This window comes from Oceanobacillus oncorhynchi (assembly GCF_000821065.1).
GTDB classification, from domain to species: Bacteria; Bacillota; Bacilli; order Bacillales; family Amphibacillaceae; genus Oceanobacillus; species Oceanobacillus oncorhynchi.
Genome location: NZ_CDGG01000001.1, coordinates 2,519,068 through 2,533,960 on the forward strand (window position 1 = coordinate 2,519,068; position 14,893 = coordinate 2,533,960).

Sequence of the window (14,893 nt, forward strand, 5' to 3'; positions counted from 1 at the left end):
GAAGGATAATAAGCCGTATGAAATCAAACATTCATACGGCTTATTTATTTTATTATTCCTTCTGAATCAAGCATCAATTACCCAGTGTTCTTTTAAGTAGCAGGCTAGCTGAGCATTTAACACATCCTCTGAATCTTTTAAAGAAATCTGAAGAGCGGATTCGATTTTATGAATGCGCTGATATAATGTATTAACGTGAATATGAAGAGCTTTTGCCGTTTCCTGCATACTCTGGTTATGCTGCATATAAATTTGCAGTGTTTCAACGAGATGTGAGTCATTTCCGTTAGGAGCCATGATTGGTTCAAAAAAATCATCAACAAAAGAACGTATTTCTTCTTCTGAATGAGATAGGAAGAGCTGATTGATTCCGATATCTTTGAAATTTAAGTGCTTGTTCCATATCCTTTTTTCCTGCAGCTGATTTAGCGCTTTATAAGCTTCTTTATAACTTTTGCTAATTTGAACAAACTGAACTGCTCTTCCTCCAATTCCCGCGCGTGCTCTCACGGAAGTATTAGAAAGTACTTTAGAAACAAGCATTTCTGCTTCTTGTGCAGTGGAAGCCTTCAGCAAGGTAATGATGGATGAATCCTGCGTATATAGAACATGTAGGTGCTTTTCCAGCTGGTTTTTAAGAAAATGTAAAAAACGTTGCATATATAAGTTTATAAATGTAGGATTCATATCCAATGCCACTTCGAATATAAGTGCAAATACAGGCTGTGTTTTCTCCAGTTTAAGTTTTTTGGCCGCTTCTAACAACTCTGCATTTGTCTCGGCAAGAAGTAAATGCTGAAAGGCTTCTTCGGAGACTTTAAACTGATTGTTTGTTTCTGTTTGCCGATGTGTAAATTCAAGTGCCAGAATAGGAATGCCTTGTTCCAGCACCATTCGCTGTGTGGAAGACAGGGTCATTTTTGCCTCAAAAACAACGTATCCCAAACAGGTACTCGAACCCACGATGGGATACACCTGATGTAAATAATTCTTGGGAGACCGGACATAGAATGATGTACTTAAGGACTTGCTGTCATTCCATTTTTCGAGGTGTTTATCAATAAGATAGAAAGCCTCATTTTCATCCTCGTCAATAGAAAAATGGAAAGCATCGATCAATGAAAAAGAAAAACCAATAATTTTTTCTAAAGCATGTTTGATGTGGTAAATTCCTTTATTTTCTAAGGAAAGCTTTACGAGTCGTTCGTGAATTTCTGTCCGTTTTTGTAACAGGTGATTTTGTTTCTGCATCGCTTCAAAAATATTCGAATTATGTAACGCAATACTGATTTGATCAGCGAAATTTTTGAGCAATTCCAATTCAGATTTATCAAATGTTGCTTGTTTAAACTGATAAAGAATCAAAACACATTTAGTTTTTTTCTGTACTTTGACTGGAGCACATATAACAGATTTTACATCTTTAAAAGAATAGGCCCTCCCCAAATAACGAAGGTTCATATTAGACATATTCGCACTTGCTTGGAATACCTCACTGCTTGTCTGATATACTTTAGCCTCCCCCTCCTGAAATACGGAACCAATCATTCCTTCCCCGGGCTTCATTCTCATATGCTTCATTGTCTCGTTATCAACCAAGGCGGATGCTTTTCTGACTTTTAGGCATTTTTCCTGTTCATCATAAACCCATAACACGCCAACATCGGCTTCAGGGATAACTTCCATTGTCGTGTCAATCATTTTAGAAAGTAATTCATCCAGATTGGTTAAAGCTGTAATGGCATTGATACAATCGTAAATCTTCAGCAGCAGCCTTTTTTGAGTCTGTTCCATGATTCTTTGAGCATAAAAAGGAAGCTCACTGGAAAGCAATGCTTCCATATCATCCGAAAGCTTATAAGAGGAAGGGAGACGAAGGACATAACGTACATCATATGCGTATTGAAAATGGATGTTTTGACTTGTTTTTAACCCTCCGTCGGTATAGGCGATATCATTTGTAAGTAAGGGAAAATGAGTTGGCGGTTCAAAAATAGGCAATTCGTGATTATCTATTTGTTTAAATCGGTTCGAGTTATTTTTTTGCCATAACTGATAAGGAACATCAATTATGGATGTAAGGTTATCTGACATAATTAGCTCCTTTCAGAGTAAGAAGATAGATGAATATACATATATTTTAATTAATTATAGATGTTTATACACTATTATTGCAATTATTTTTACTATAAGATAATTATTAATATTATATATGGAGGCGAAAATGCATGAAGACAGATGAAAACAAAGTTACGAGTCAAATTGAAGCAATTATCGAAGAAAAACGAGAAGCATTTTTTAACGTAAGCGATCAGATTTGGCAGAAACCGGAGATACGGTTTGAAGAAGAAAAGTCTGCTGCTTATTCCTCTGATTTTATGGAACAGCAGGGATTTCAGGTGGAACGCGGTGTGGCTGGAATTCCGACAGCATTTGTGGCAAACTTTGGAAATTCGGGACCGGTAATTGCCATATTAGGAGAATATGATGCCTTACCGGGACTCAGCCAAAAAGCAGGTGTGACAGAATATATCCCCGTTGAAACAAGTGGAGCAGGACACGGATGCGGACATAATTTACTTGGTGTAGGTGCAATGGCAGCAGCTGTTGCTGTAAAAGAATACTTAGAGAAAAATAATCTGGAAGGGACGATTCGTTATTATGGATGTCCTGCCGAGGAAAGCGGCTATGCAAAGACATATATGGTTAAAGCTGGACTGTTTGATGATGTAGCAGCATCCTTCTCATGGCACCCTCATTATTCCAATTCTTTATTCCATGGACCATCCTTAGCGGTGATTCATGCTACGTTCACTTTTAAGGGGAAGAGCTCTCACGCCTCTGCTTCACCGGAACTTGGAAGAAGTGCATTGGATGCTGTCGAACTGATGAATGTAGGTGCGAACTACATGCGCGAACATATGATTGATGAAGCCCGTGTACATTATGCGATTACGAATACTGGCGGAAAGTCTCCGAATGTGGTCCAGCAGGAGGCGGAGGTTTCTTATTTTGTTCGTGCGCCGCACGCAGAACAAGCCCGTGCGCTATTTAAACGACTGAATAAAATTGCAGAAGGGGCAGCGTTGATGACAGAAACAAAAATGACCTATCGAATTGAAGGAGCATGTTCTAATCTTGTTCAGAATTCGGTATTGGACAAACTGCTTCATAAAAATATGCAGGAGTTGCAGCAAGATGGATTTACTGAGGAAGAAATAGAATTAAGCAAAAAATATTACGCAACATTGAATGAAGATGATAAAGCTTTTGCTGCACAGCTAGTTGGGAAGAAAAGATCGGAAGAATTGGCGGAAAGACCGCTCATCCATGAAATCACACCGTATATAGAAGCACCGGAGTATCGAAAAGGGGCAGGGTCGACCGATGTAGGTGCAGTGAGCTGGGTGACACCAACTGCACAGCTCACTGCAGCAACCTGGACCTATGGAACACCATTTCATACATGGCAGGTCGTATCTCAAGGAAAGACAACCTATGCAAAAAAAGGCATGCTCTTTGCGGGTAAAGCAATTGCCAGTACGGTTATTGATGTACTCCGCAAGCCGGAAGTATTAGAAGATGCTGTTAAAGAATTATATGAACGTGAGGCCGGTTCAGAAAATTATCAATCACTTTTGCCGGAAGAACAAGAATTGCCGTCACTAATTAAAAATTAAGATATCGTCACTAGAGGGGGAAGACAACATGTTGAAACAAATTCCAGGATACTTAAAAGATTGGCGGCTGCATGCTGCAGCTCTTTTAATTGTATTGCTTGCAGAATCGATCGGCACCATTTCATTCGAACTTGGAGCTGGAATGATTCTTATCCTGCCAATGATTTATGCTTTTATATTGGGAATTGCAATGGTATTTACTCCGGTTATCAAGGAGAAGCAATTTAAGCATTCAGAAATAATGACAACAGCTTTAATAGGGTTGCTTGTTGCAAAAGTAAGTCTGAATATTGGCCCGGCAATTAGCATGATTGTTCAGGTAGGCCCAGCTATTTTACTGCAGGAAATTGGAAACCTCGGTACTGTTTTACTGGGTCTCCCCCTTGCGATTTTATTAGGAGTAAAGCGAGAAGCGATTGGAATGACATTTTCCATTGCAAGAGAAGGAAGTTTGGCTATTATAAGTGATAAATTTGGTTTTAATTCTCCAGAAACGAGAGGTGTTTTTTCGATATATTTATTCGGATCGATCTTTGGAGCTGTATTCTTCGGATTAATGGCAAGTTTATTGGCTAGTTTTACTCCATTAAACCCGCTGGCACTTGCGATGGCATCAGGGGTCGGAAGCGCCAGTATGATGGCTGCATCAAGCAGTTCTCTATCAGCTGTATACCCGGAGATGGCAGCAGAGATTCAATCATTAGCCTCGGCCAGTATGATTTTATCCGTTGCGACAGGCTTTTTTGTATCTATTTTTATTGCACTTCCGCTGGCAGAAAAGATGTATCATCTGTTAACGAAAAGAAAGTCTGATAAGGAAGCGGAAGAAAAGAGGGAGGTAGGATCATGAGCAAACAGTTATTTCACACGGTATTGGCTTTGATTTTATCAGCAATTATTGTGTTGATAGGAAATTGGATTGGTTATGAAGTTGTCCCGACAGAGGCCTTAATGGGAATGTTGGTTATTATTTTAATTGCTGGAGCCGGCTTTGCTTTAAAAATGATTATTCCGTGGAAGACGATACCGGGCATTCTTTATGTTGCAGGGATATCCATTATTGTCTCCTTGCCTATAACGCCTGGTTCTGAGCAAGTTATTGAATGGGCAAGTGCTATAGATATTCAAGCATTTACTACTCCGCTGTTAGCGTATGCCGCTATCGGAATTGGTAATTCATTGGCTGATTTCACGAAATTGAGTTGGAAGAGTATTGTAATTGGTTCTATGGTATTCTTAGGTACATTTTTGGGATCAGCGATCATTGCAGAAATTGTTTTAAGAATTCAAGGTATAGTTTAATAGCTGAACATCCTCTTAAAAATAGAAAAAGAACCAAACATTATACAACGCAGTCTGCTTTGCTATAAAATATATAGTGAAGTCATTGTAGAAAGGGATGTATAGAAACAATGAGGGAAGATGTCGTAAAACAAATCGAAGAAATTATCGAACAGAAGCGGGAAGCTTTCTTTAAAGTAAGCGATCAAATTTGGGAAACACCTGAAATTCGTTATGAAGAAGAAAAGTCTTTCCAATACTCATCGGATTTTATGGAAGAGCAAGGCTTTCAGGTAGAACGCGGGGTAGCAAATATTCCCACTGCATTTACTGCCAGCTTTGGAAACAGCGGTCCAGTTATTGCCATCTTAGGGGAATATGATGCTTTACCCGGATTAAGCCAGAAAGCTGGTGTGACAGAATTTGATCCAGAAGTACCCTATGGACCGGGGCATGGCTGCGGACATAATCTGCTTGGCGTTGGGTCAATGTCTGCGGCTGTTGCGGTAAAAGAATACTTAGAGAAAAATCATTTAGAAGGAACCATCCGTTATTATGGCTGCCCGGCAGAAGAGAGCGGCTATGCCAAAACATATATGGTTAAAGCAGGATTATTTGATGATGTGGCTGCGTCTTTTTCCTGGCATCCGCATTACACAAACGGTTTATTCCATGGGCCATCTCTGGCAGTTATCCACTCTACCTTTACCTTTAAAGGGATAAGCTCTCACGCAGCAGCTTCACCAGAACTGGGAAGAAGTGCGCTTGACGCGGTGGAATTAATGAATGTCGGCGCTAACTACATGCGCGAGCATATGATTGATGAAGCGCGTGTTCATTATGCGATTACGAACTCTGGAGGAATGTCTCCAAATGTTGTCCAAAAAGAAGCAGAGGTGTCCTATTTTGTACGTGCACCGCATGCTGAACAGGCACGTGCTTTGTTTAAACGGCTGATAAAAATTGCGGAAGGCGCTGCGTTAATGACAGAAACATCCATGGAACACCGCATTGAGGGCGTATGCTCTAATCTTGTTCAAAATGCAACGTTAGATAAAATGCTCCATAAAAATATGAAGGCCTTAGAGCGTCCGCATTTTACAGAAGAAGAGCTGGAATTAAGCAGGAAGTACTATCAAACATTAAATGAAGATGATATTGCTTTTGCTGCATCCTTGGTCGACAAGGAAAAAGCGAAGGAACTCGCAGCGCGCCCGCTTATTCATGAAGTGGATGCCTATCGCGAGGCGCAGGAATATGTCAAAGGCTCAGGCTCTACTGATGTGGGAGCTGTCAGCTGGGTGACGCCTACTGCACAGCTGATGGCAGCAACCTGGACTTTTGGTACGCCATTCCATACGTGGCAGGTTGTATCGCAAGGGAAGACTTCCTATGCTAAAAAAGGAATGCTTTATGCAGGGAAAGCAATTGCCAGCACCATCATCGACGTCCTGCAAAATCCAGAGGTTCTCGAGGATGCTGCAAAAGAGCTTCGTGCCCGTGAAGCAGGTCCGGAAAACTATGTGTCCTTGTTGCCGGAAGATCAGGATTTACCTTCTATGCTTCGTAAATAGGCTGGAAAAAGCCAATTCTTGTTGAAATAAGAAACAAAATCTATGCTCCCTTTATCATTGGCAGAGAAAGAAGAAGGCTGCTTTTACACGATAAAGGGGGCAATTTAAGATTCATAATAACGGTCCAGTTTCTTAAATTTATTCACCACGAATTTGAATACAATCCCTATCAGTATATAAGGAAAGAAGGAATAGATATGTTTCCAGCTATGCAGTTCATATATCTGTAACCAGACCAGAAGCGGTTCCAGGATAAATGCGAACACAAAAGCATTTATAGTAGAGGCAACTATAAAGGATTTCCATGTACGAAAATATTGGTAGACAAGCATATAAATAAAAGGCATCTGTATGGTATGTATTTCAGCAATCTGAGAAACCGGCAATAGTGTATTTGTATAATGCCATAGAAATAAAGAAACTCCTATTGCGTCCCCGATTACTCCCACAGCAGTAACAAAAAAACCGTATGTGACGATCTCGAATATTCTTTTTTTATCTAAAAAAATTATCCATACAATAAAAATACCAACAGTAGTAACAAAAAGAATCCACCAGCTGATGGTAAATAAGTTTTCATGTAACCAGTACGCCGTTCTTGTATCCCTATACTGCTGGAATATTTCAATAACACTCCTCCAAGTAGATTGCATACATGTTCTCTCCTTCAGTTAAAGCAAAAGTAAATTAATGGCAAATACAGGTGAATAATCATTTTACTTTTGCTATGCCTAATGCAAAATGTTTCCATAGAATATTTTCTACTAATTCAGTCATTGTTTTTTCACATTCAATAATAAGAATAACCTCTGGGTGTTTCCCTTTCAGAAGTCTTTTCCGCTTTTTAAGTACTTTTTCTGTGAACAGTCTGATGGCGACCCCTAAAACAAATCCAATAAACGAAGCAATCAATCCCCAATAAATCGGGCCCCAAGCCAATTCAAAACCGATACTGGTTCCGATAACAGAAAAAGCCGTAGCAAGTGCTACCCCTATGTCAATCAATGATGTGCCATCAGATCGATGCAAACCATCAAACAGCTTGCGATCTTCCCCCCGATTATCAAGAGGGACCGCATAAATACTAGCTTTGGGAATGCCGTTTTTTTCAAGCGTGGCGATAGCCATTTCGATATAAATATTATTTTCGAGTATCGCGTAAATTTGCATCATTATTCATTCACTTTCTCTCCCTTTAGAATTTGAAAATTAGAATCCTGGTAATTATCCTTTAAAAATCTCCGCTGTTCTTTTTCGAAGAGTTTATTATTTTCCACTGTATTGACATACGCATCATAAATAGCAAATCCATATATAGAAGGTAGCATGAGTAAGAATTCCTCTCTTAGAACAGCAGTGGACTGACTGAGGTCTCCTGAAATCAAAAGTGTGACAGCTTCAAGCAGGTGTGATAAATACAAAAAAATAACCGTCCAGCTGATAACGAAGAGGGCCGTAACAAGTCTATGGATATAAAGCTGTCCCAAACCTGGCACAAAAGCTGACCAAATGGCAGCCATCATAGGGTTTCTCTTATCTAAGTAGTTGATTTCCATCAATCCAATACTGAATAGATTGAAATGATGGTCTTCACGCTCTGCCAGCATATAAACTTTGTTCATATCTACCGTTGTCCGGTGACTATCCCAGATAGCAAAAAAATAGACGGGTAAATAGGCTAAAAGCCATCGAGAGTCAAGCACATTTGTAGCCATTTCAAACTTGCCCTGAAAAGAATAAAGAATGGCTAAATTAATGTTCGCATTCAAATTAATAAAAACTTCCCAAATAAATAAAACAAATCCGCGAAGATATTTCGATAAAAGCAGGTGACCAAATCCTGGATAAGCTGCACTCCACCATGCAATAATCGAGGGACTTCTTAAATGAAGCTGTGTGGTGCCAAGAACACTGACATGAGCTTTATAACGTCTGGCGGTATTATCGGTTAGATGATTATCCATGAAGGCTCTCCTCGTTTTCCTATTTTTTAACATCTTTTCCTTTTACCCAATGTTTTATACGGAATGTCCTATTAATTGGGGTTTTATAGGCGATTCATGTTGCTGAATATATACAATCCATGTCAAATGAATTTCCATCCAGTTAACTTTCTGAAAAGGCAGCGATATACATGTATTTATCCAAAAAAAGATAATAAAGGCGCCAATTGTTGTCACAAAAAGAATCCACCAGCTGGGTGCGAATGCGGACTGCAATCCGTAATAAATAAACTTTTTATCAGGCGAAGCAATCGCCTGAAAGCATGGTTAGAGAACCTCTTCAGTTTCTCTGTCCATATATATTTTTAATAAAATCCATCTGATCAGTCCGCCGACTGCTAAACCGACCGGTGTAGACAGAATCGGCAGCCATAGTGGACCAATCAAATGACCTGCAATGGTGAAGCTGGGCGAAAAAACGACGCCAACAGTAACAAAATAGGCAGAAAAAACAAGCGGCAGATATGAGAAGGCTTTTTCCCCGCCGCCCGCATCTCTATAAGCATCCCATATCGCATAGAAATATAAACACGGATAAAACATTAACCATAAATAGTTAGTCTGTGCGATGGCTTCCTCGATTCTAAGGTTGAAGCTCAATACAATAATGGTATTCAAATTTCCCATCACGTTAACTAAGAATTCCAATCCAATAAACAGAATCCCCTTTATATAATGACGACTTAGTAACTGTGCAAATCCAGGTAGAGCAATGCTCCAAAGTACTGCTTCAAGTTTTTTGCTTTTCCTTGATAACGTCGTCTCCATTGGTTCACCCACTTTGTTAATTTTCTCTTCATCCATTCAGGGAGGGCTGTTTCGCTGATTTTATTTTGGTATAAAAGCCATATTCAGAGTAAGGTAAGATTCAACAACTAAATGGAGATAATTTGTGATGATGTATTTTTTATTGACCAAATTACCTTAATGATAAAGGCTGCCTTGTTTAATAATGCTTGCCATTAGATACATCATTGATTTTTTAAGAAAAAATTCGGCCTTGCGTGTCAGCAAAAGCCGATGTTTTTTCCATATGAATTAAGATGAGAAAAGGTATCAGCTCTTCTCCTTATTCTTCGCCAGTTTTTCTCGATTTCTCGTCCCCGGCGGCTGCTCTAACCAATTGTTATCAATCATGATATCTGCGCCGCTTTTTGCAAGCTTAGCAACTTCCATAGACAGCCGTTCATAATCCGCAGCCAGATCCATTCGCTGACTAGCTGCAGCGGCAGTGGCATAGTTTCCAATCCCGGCAGATATGAGCAAGGACATATGATACATCATTAATTTATCTGAAAAAGTTTGTGTTGTAGAATCACTAACTGCTGTATCAGGTACTTGGGGCGCGCCGATATCATTGGCCATCAAACTATCCACGAATATTTTTATATGTTTTTGTGAAATGTTTTTACATCTGATCATAAAATCCTGTACAACTTTGGAAGGAGAGGTCTGAGCAAACGCAAGGCACAATCTTACCCCCATTTCATTTGTTTGGATGTTCATATAGAGATGAGATATCTCAATGGCATTTAATGGCCGTTTATCACTAAATGGATTGAGTCCGCTAAAATATTTTTTGCTGTCCACATAATCGATTTGCTTTGGAGACTCAATATAGGGGTGTCTCGCATTGATTCCTTTTTTCAGAGCAATTTCCACAGCATGATCATAAAGCGCCGCCATGTCCTGAAGCGCTTGTATGGAGTAATCCCGTATTTCTTTTTTTATACTCATCGTGACAAACCCGCTGTAAGTAATCATCCCGATCCTTGCCATATGCGTCACATAGGTTAAACAAAAAACATCGGTGAAAAGCCAGGGAGCTTTCATATTGACGTCTTTCTCCGTAAATCCATTTGGGACTGCAAAATTTTCTTCTTCAAAAATCTGATGCAGCTGGTCTATTTGATTTGTGAAATTGTCATAGGCATGCTGGACAACAGGCTTTATTTCAGGGTCATCCACATGCTTTAACATAAAACTCAAAATGCTTTTTGCCAGCGTATCATTCATATATCCTGTCCATACAGAAGCAATTTCGGCAGCTGTTAAGTGTATATTTTTTTCATCCATTTGGTTTAGTACCCCTTTCACAGGCGATATATAGATTTAGATTTTGCAAATGGATATATTTTATACATAAATGGGGGTCCTATTGGGAAAAAGAAGAGGAGCAACTATTCATATGACTTGAGGGGATAATGTTGGGCCGATCTTTCTATTGGCAAAATAAAAAGAAAAACACAGAAGAAAATTTCTCTTTGGAAATTGGAACAAATCTGACTGAAAATCTAAGTAATATAAGAAAAATGCTAGAGGATCCAAGTGATTTAGTAATACGTGAATTCACTATTGGCAAGGCAAATCATCGAATCGCAATTGTTTATATCGATGGCATTGTGAATAATATCTACATCCATGACCATATTATGGAGGATTTAAAAAATGCTTCGGACTTGCCTGTTGATAAACAGGAGCTTTTTGATGCGGTTGATAAGGAAGTTATTACAGTAACAGGTATCGAACGGGGACATTCATTAGACGATGTATCGAATGCTATTTTAAGCGGAAATACGGTGTTCTATTTAGATGGAGTGGACCAAGTACTTATCATGGATACGATAGGCGGAGAAAGTCGTGCTATCGAGGAGCCGCAGTCGGAATCGCTGATTCGCGGATCCAAAGAGGGGTTTGTCGAAAATATACGAACCAATACCATGATGATCCGCCGGTATATTGCGGACCCTAATCTGCGTTTCAGCACCTATAAAGTCGGCAGACGCTCCAAGAAAGAGCTTGTTGTGTCCTATATGGATGGTATTGTGAATCCCGATATGGTGGATGAAGTAAAACGTAGACTGGAAACAATTGATATTGATGATGCACCGGAAAGCGGCTATATTGAGCAATGGATTGAGGATAGCTTTTTATCTCCTTTCCCGCAGATTTTAAATACGGAAAGACCAGATAAGGCTTCTGAGGCACTTCTTAAAGGAAAAGTAGTTATCCTCCTTGATCGTACGCCGTTTGTATTGATTGCACCGGCGACCTTTGGAGGCTTGCTGCAGTCACCTGAGGATAATTATTGGCGCTGGTCTCTTGGAACGCTGGTTAGAATGCTGCGTTATCTGGCAGCTTTTATTTCCGTATTTTTACCGGCTCTTTATATCGCTTTGGTATCCTATCATCCAGGTCTGATCCCATCTGATTTAGCATTTTCCATTGCGGCAAGCAGAGATGAAGTTCCTTTCCCGCCTGTTATGGAAGCATTGATTATGACGGCAACGATGGAGTTGCTGCGCGAAGCTGGATTACGGCTGCCGACTGCGATAGGGCAGACCATCGGCATTGTTGGCGGGCTCGTTATTGGAGAGGCAGCAGTTTCCGCTGGGATAGTCAGTCCTATTATGGTTATTGTCGTTGCACTCAACGCCATTGCATCGTTTGCTTTGCCTTCCTATAGTATTGCCATCACATTTCGCATCCTGCAGTTTGGGTTGATGGCTGCAGCGGCTGTATTCGGACTTTATGGAATCATCCTTTGCTACATCATGATTAATATCCATATTGTGAATTTGATGAGCTTCGGTGTGCCATATTCCACTCCATTTGCACCAAGCTTTATGAATGATTGGAAGGACCTTGTGTTACGTGCACCGATTGCAATGATGAAAAGGCGGCCTGTCTATATGCAGACCAATGATAAAAAGCTCATGAACAAAGGGGAGCGTAAACAGTGAAAAGGTTTAAATATGCAGATGAAAGAATTAGTGAAAGAGATATCATGATTGCTATCCCATCCATTGTAATGGGGGTAGGGATTCTTTCGATGCCAAAACAATTAGCCTCTGTAACGAAAGGTGCTGATGGATGGATCCCCTTGCTCCTTGGCGGATTATTTGCTGTTTTTATATCCTGGGCAATAGCTAAATTTGCGTCAGGATTTCAAGGGCAAACCTTCCTTACCTACGCTTCCAAAATCGTAACAAAACCAGTAGCGATAGTTTTAAGTCTGATGTTTGCAATTCTCTCCATCTTTGTCACTGCCTATCAAATTCGTAAAATCAGTAATATATCGCAGCAATATTTATTCGACCGTACCCCAATTGAAGTGATTGCACTGCCCTTTTTGCTGGTAGTTGTTTATGCTGTTTCGGGATCACGCGCTGGGCTGTTCCGAATCAACATGATGTTTATGCCGATTATTCTTTCGATAGCTCTTATCATCGTGGTATTTAGTGTTGGTTGGTTGAACGCTGGAAACTTAATGCCTGTATTACAGACCCCCATAACTGGTTATACACAGGTGATTGCGAATACAGGTGCCATCTCTTATCTTGGATTTGGAATTTTATGGTTTTACCTTTCGTTGGTTGATAAACCAAAAAAAGCACCAAAGGCAGCTGCGCTTGGTATGTGTATACCTGTTGGATTATATATGATGATTTTTATCATGTGTATTGGCGTGTTCGGGAATGCTGTTACATCTAATTTACTCTATCCGACAATAGAGCTGGCAAAGGTGGTAGAGATACCCGGCGGTTTTTTTGAACGGTTTGAATCTGTTTTCTTTGTGATATGGATTATGGCTATTTTTATTACGGCAACGATGGCTATGGACATCGGGATTTTTGCATTGAATGCCATCTTCAAAAATACAGAGAAGCTAAAAATAATTTTTATTTTAACTCCGATCATATATTTTGTCGGGATGTTTCCGCGAGATGTGATGGAAGTGGATTTAATAGGATCAATAATGAGTTGGTTGATGCTTATTTTAAACATCACGGTTCTTATCTTATTAACGGTGGTTGCTAAAATCAGAGGGGTGAAGCGGAATGAATAAAGCATATCTATTCCTTTTAGGCTGTTTTTGTTTGCTGCTTGCCGGATGCTGGGATGAAGTGAACATTGAAGAACGGGGGTTTGTGATTGGTGTTGCACTCGATTTAGCAGAAGAACAATCTGGAGATAAACCAATCATAACAATGACAGATCAGTTTGTTGTTCCTTCAGGATTAGGTACTCCCAGCGAAGGAGGAAACAATGCTGAAACGCCTTATAACAACCTATCCATTAGCGGTCAAAGTTTGTTTAAAATAACTCGGGAAATGGCACTCATTCAAGGCAACCCACCTTTTTATGAGCATTTAAAATTAATTGTTGTTTCTGAAGAATTAGCAAGGGAACCAGAAATGTTTGCAAATAGCATGGATTTACTTATTCGTGACCACGAGATGCGAAGAGAAACCAAAGTGATCATTTCCGACCAGAAGGCGAAAGAGTTGCTGGAAATCGAATCCCAAATAGAGCCGCTTCCTGCGATGCATATTGACAGGGTAAATGAAAATATGGATAAATCAGGAGCATTGATTGAACCGCTAAGAATAGGGAATCTAAATGAATACATGTTAGAAAAAAATAATTACCTTATTCCAAGAGTTGTTCCATCAGATGGAAAAATGATGTTTAACGGAGCTGGTGTCTTTGATGGAAAGACGAATCAATTAGTTGATGTTATTAGTGGATTAGAAATTGTTGCCGTTAATTTAATAACAGGAGATTTAAAAGGGGGCTATATTGAATTTGAGAGTAACGATGGAGAGATGGTTTATGAAATTAAACGCGCAAAAAGTAACATAGAAATGAACATTGATGAGACGGGCAAACTAAATATTGATATAGAAATTGATACAGAGGGTTATATCGCTGAGGTGTTTAGTGATAATTCCTTGTTAAGTAAAGAATATTTCAATGAATTAGATAAACTGATAAGCGAAAGGATGGAGAAAATAACATCCAATATCATAAAAAAGGCACAAGAAGACATAGGGATGGACTTTTTTGGATTCAGAAAAATGATGGAGGAAAGGCATTATAAAGAATGGTTGAAAGTAAAGGATAACTGGGACGAAGGCGAAAATATCTTTCAGAATGCATCCATAAATGTAACGGTAGATGCCACTGTCCGTGCAACAGGCACCGTGGATCAGACAAGGGATTAAGAAGGGAGTGACGTATTTATGTGGGATGAGCTGACGGGCATATTACCCAATTATTTAATTCTGCTGTGTACTTTATTATCCTTCCTGGTTCCGTATGTTATTTATAAAGTGAATCAAAAGCTGCACGAATACGGTGACCCGCCATGGAAGCATAGCAGATATGAAGAAAATAAAAACAAAAAAACATAACCCCTGCAGATGCTGGCAGATAAACCGATTATGTTCCGTTTTTGCGAAAGATAACGGTAGCGAAGCAGGGGCAGTTAATCAATTGTTATTTCGGAAACGTCCAAATACTCAACACCGAGAACTGCAAGACAAAGCAACCTGTGATGTAAATTGGAGAA

General features: G+C 39.6%; 14 protein-coding genes. 8 read left to right on the forward strand and 6 right to left on the reverse strand.

Features of this window, described 5'->3' with window-relative positions; all coding sequences use genetic code 11:
- Positions 1-66: 66 nt before the first annotated feature.
- A complete protein-coding gene (locus BN997_RS12045; RefSeq protein ID WP_042532575.1) occupies positions 67-2,094 on the reverse strand; it encodes a helix-turn-helix domain-containing protein in 2,028 nt (675 codons plus the stop codon).
- Between the two features lie 134 nt (positions 2,095-2,228).
- Between BN997_RS12045 and BN997_RS12050 the strand changes: the two genes are divergently transcribed.
- From BN997_RS12050 to BN997_RS12065, 4 genes are all read left to right on the forward strand, one after another.
- Complete coding sequence (locus BN997_RS12050; protein WP_042532577.1) at positions 2,229-3,680, forward strand: M20 family metallopeptidase; 1,452 nt, start codon at positions 2,229-2,231, stop codon at positions 3,678-3,680.
- Between the two features lie 28 nt (positions 3,681-3,708).
- Positions 3,709-4,530 carry a DUF3100 domain-containing protein gene (locus BN997_RS12055; protein WP_042532579.1) on the forward strand — a complete coding sequence of 274 codons (822 nt, stop codon included), beginning with the start codon at positions 3,709-3,711 and terminating at the stop codon, positions 4,528-4,530.
- Positions 4,527-4,982, forward strand: coding sequence for a hypothetical protein (locus BN997_RS12060; protein ID WP_042532582.1), 456 nt, complete (start codon positions 4,527-4,529; stop codon positions 4,980-4,982). Before BN997_RS12055 ends, BN997_RS12060 begins: the two co-directional genes overlap by 4 nt.
- Before the next feature lie 110 nt (positions 4,983-5,092).
- Complete coding sequence (locus BN997_RS12065) at positions 5,093-6,535, forward strand: M20 family metallopeptidase (protein ID WP_042532584.1); 1,443 nt, start codon at positions 5,093-5,095, stop codon at positions 6,533-6,535.
- 104 nt (positions 6,536-6,639) lie between these two features.
- On the opposite strand, the gene BN997_RS12070 is transcribed toward BN997_RS12065, so the two are convergent.
- The 5 genes from BN997_RS12070 to BN997_RS12090 form a co-directional block, all read right to left on the reverse strand.
- Positions 6,640-7,188: a CBO0543 family protein gene (locus BN997_RS12070; RefSeq protein ID WP_042532586.1), complete on the reverse strand. Its 549-nt coding sequence runs from the start codon at positions 7,186-7,188 to the stop codon at positions 6,640-6,642.
- A gap of 58 nt (positions 7,189-7,246) precedes the next feature.
- The gene (locus BN997_RS12075) at positions 7,247-7,705 is read right to left on the reverse strand and encodes a membrane protein (protein ID WP_042536045.1); all 459 of its coding nucleotides are present in this window, start codon (positions 7,703-7,705) and stop codon (positions 7,247-7,249) included.
- Positions 7,706-7,707: 2 nt separating this feature from the next.
- Positions 7,708-8,499: a hypothetical protein gene (locus BN997_RS12080; protein ID WP_042532588.1), complete on the reverse strand. Its 792-nt coding sequence runs from the start codon at positions 8,497-8,499 to the stop codon at positions 7,708-7,710.
- Between the two features lie 306 nt (positions 8,500-8,805).
- Entirely contained in the window at positions 8,806-9,306 is a 501-nt protein-coding gene (locus BN997_RS12085; RefSeq protein ID WP_042532590.1) for a hypothetical protein, read from the reverse strand.
- Between the two features lie 288 nt (positions 9,307-9,594).
- On the reverse strand, positions 9,595-10,614 hold the full coding sequence (locus BN997_RS12090) for a DUF3231 family protein (protein WP_042532592.1): 1,020 nt from the start codon (positions 10,612-10,614) through the stop codon (positions 9,595-9,597).
- A 128-nt stretch (positions 10,615-10,742) separates the two neighbouring features.
- Here BN997_RS12090 and BN997_RS12095 point away from each other — a divergent pair, with 128 nt between their 5' ends.
- Genes BN997_RS12095 through BN997_RS23215 form a run of 4 tightly spaced genes read left to right on the forward strand, consistent with a single transcriptional unit; the run spans position 10,743 to position 14,735 of the window.
- Positions 10,743-12,281, forward strand: a complete 1,539-nt coding sequence (locus tag BN997_RS12095; protein WP_042532594.1) for a spore germination protein — start codon at positions 10,743-10,745, stop codon at positions 12,279-12,281.
- Positions 12,278-13,387, forward strand: coding sequence for a GerAB/ArcD/ProY family transporter (locus tag BN997_RS12100; protein ID WP_042532595.1), 1,110 nt, complete (start codon positions 12,278-12,280; stop codon positions 13,385-13,387). Before BN997_RS12095 ends, BN997_RS12100 begins: the two co-directional genes overlap by 4 nt.
- Positions 13,380-14,546, forward strand: a complete 1,167-nt coding sequence (locus BN997_RS12105) for a Ger(x)C family spore germination protein (RefSeq protein WP_042532597.1) — start codon at positions 13,380-13,382, stop codon at positions 14,544-14,546. Before BN997_RS12100 ends, BN997_RS12105 begins: the two co-directional genes overlap by 8 nt.
- An 18-nt stretch (positions 14,547-14,564) precedes the next feature.
- Positions 14,565-14,735 carry a hypothetical protein gene (locus BN997_RS23215; RefSeq protein WP_175297039.1) on the forward strand — a complete coding sequence of 57 codons (171 nt, stop codon included), beginning with the start codon at positions 14,565-14,567 and terminating at the stop codon, positions 14,733-14,735.
- Positions 14,736-14,893 lie beyond the last annotated feature (158 nt).

Bases quoted from the DNA above. Each gene is read 5' to 3' on its own strand.
- BN997_RS12045 (WP_042532575.1), bottom strand. From the start codon at position 2,094: ATGTCAGATAACCTTACATCCATAATTGATGTTCCTTATCAGTTATGG.
- BN997_RS12050 (WP_042532577.1), top strand. From the start codon at position 2,229: ATGAAGACAGATGAAAACAAAGTTACGAGTCAAATTGAAGCAATTATC.
- BN997_RS12055 (WP_042532579.1), top strand. From the start codon at position 3,709: ATGTTGAAACAAATTCCAGGATACTTAAAAGATTGGCGGCTGCATGCT.
- BN997_RS12060 (WP_042532582.1), top strand. From the start codon at position 4,527: ATGAGCAAACAGTTATTTCACACGGTATTGGCTTTGATTTTATCAGCA.
- BN997_RS12065 (WP_042532584.1), top strand. From the start codon at position 5,093: ATGAGGGAAGATGTCGTAAAACAAATCGAAGAAATTATCGAACAGAAG.
- BN997_RS12070 (WP_042532586.1), bottom strand. From the start codon at position 7,188: ATGCAATCTACTTGGAGGAGTGTTATTGAAATATTCCAGCAGTATAGG.
- BN997_RS12075 (WP_042536045.1), bottom strand. From the start codon at position 7,705: ATGCAAATTTACGCGATACTCGAAAATAATATTTATATCGAAATGGCT.
- BN997_RS12080 (WP_042532588.1), bottom strand. From the start codon at position 8,499: ATGGATAATCATCTAACCGATAATACCGCCAGACGTTATAAAGCTCAT.
- BN997_RS12085 (WP_042532590.1), bottom strand. From the start codon at position 9,306: ATGGAGACGACGTTATCAAGGAAAAGCAAAAAACTTGAAGCAGTACTT.
- BN997_RS12090 (WP_042532592.1), bottom strand. From the start codon at position 10,614: ATGGATGAAAAAAATATACACTTAACAGCTGCCGAAATTGCTTCTGTA.
- BN997_RS12095 (WP_042532594.1), top strand. From the start codon at position 10,743: ATGTTGGGCCGATCTTTCTATTGGCAAAATAAAAAGAAAAACACAGAA.
- BN997_RS12105 (WP_042532597.1), top strand. From the start codon at position 13,380: ATGAATAAAGCATATCTATTCCTTTTAGGCTGTTTTTGTTTGCTGCTT.
- BN997_RS23215 (WP_175297039.1), top strand. From the start codon at position 14,565: ATGTGGGATGAGCTGACGGGCATATTACCCAATTATTTAATTCTGCTG.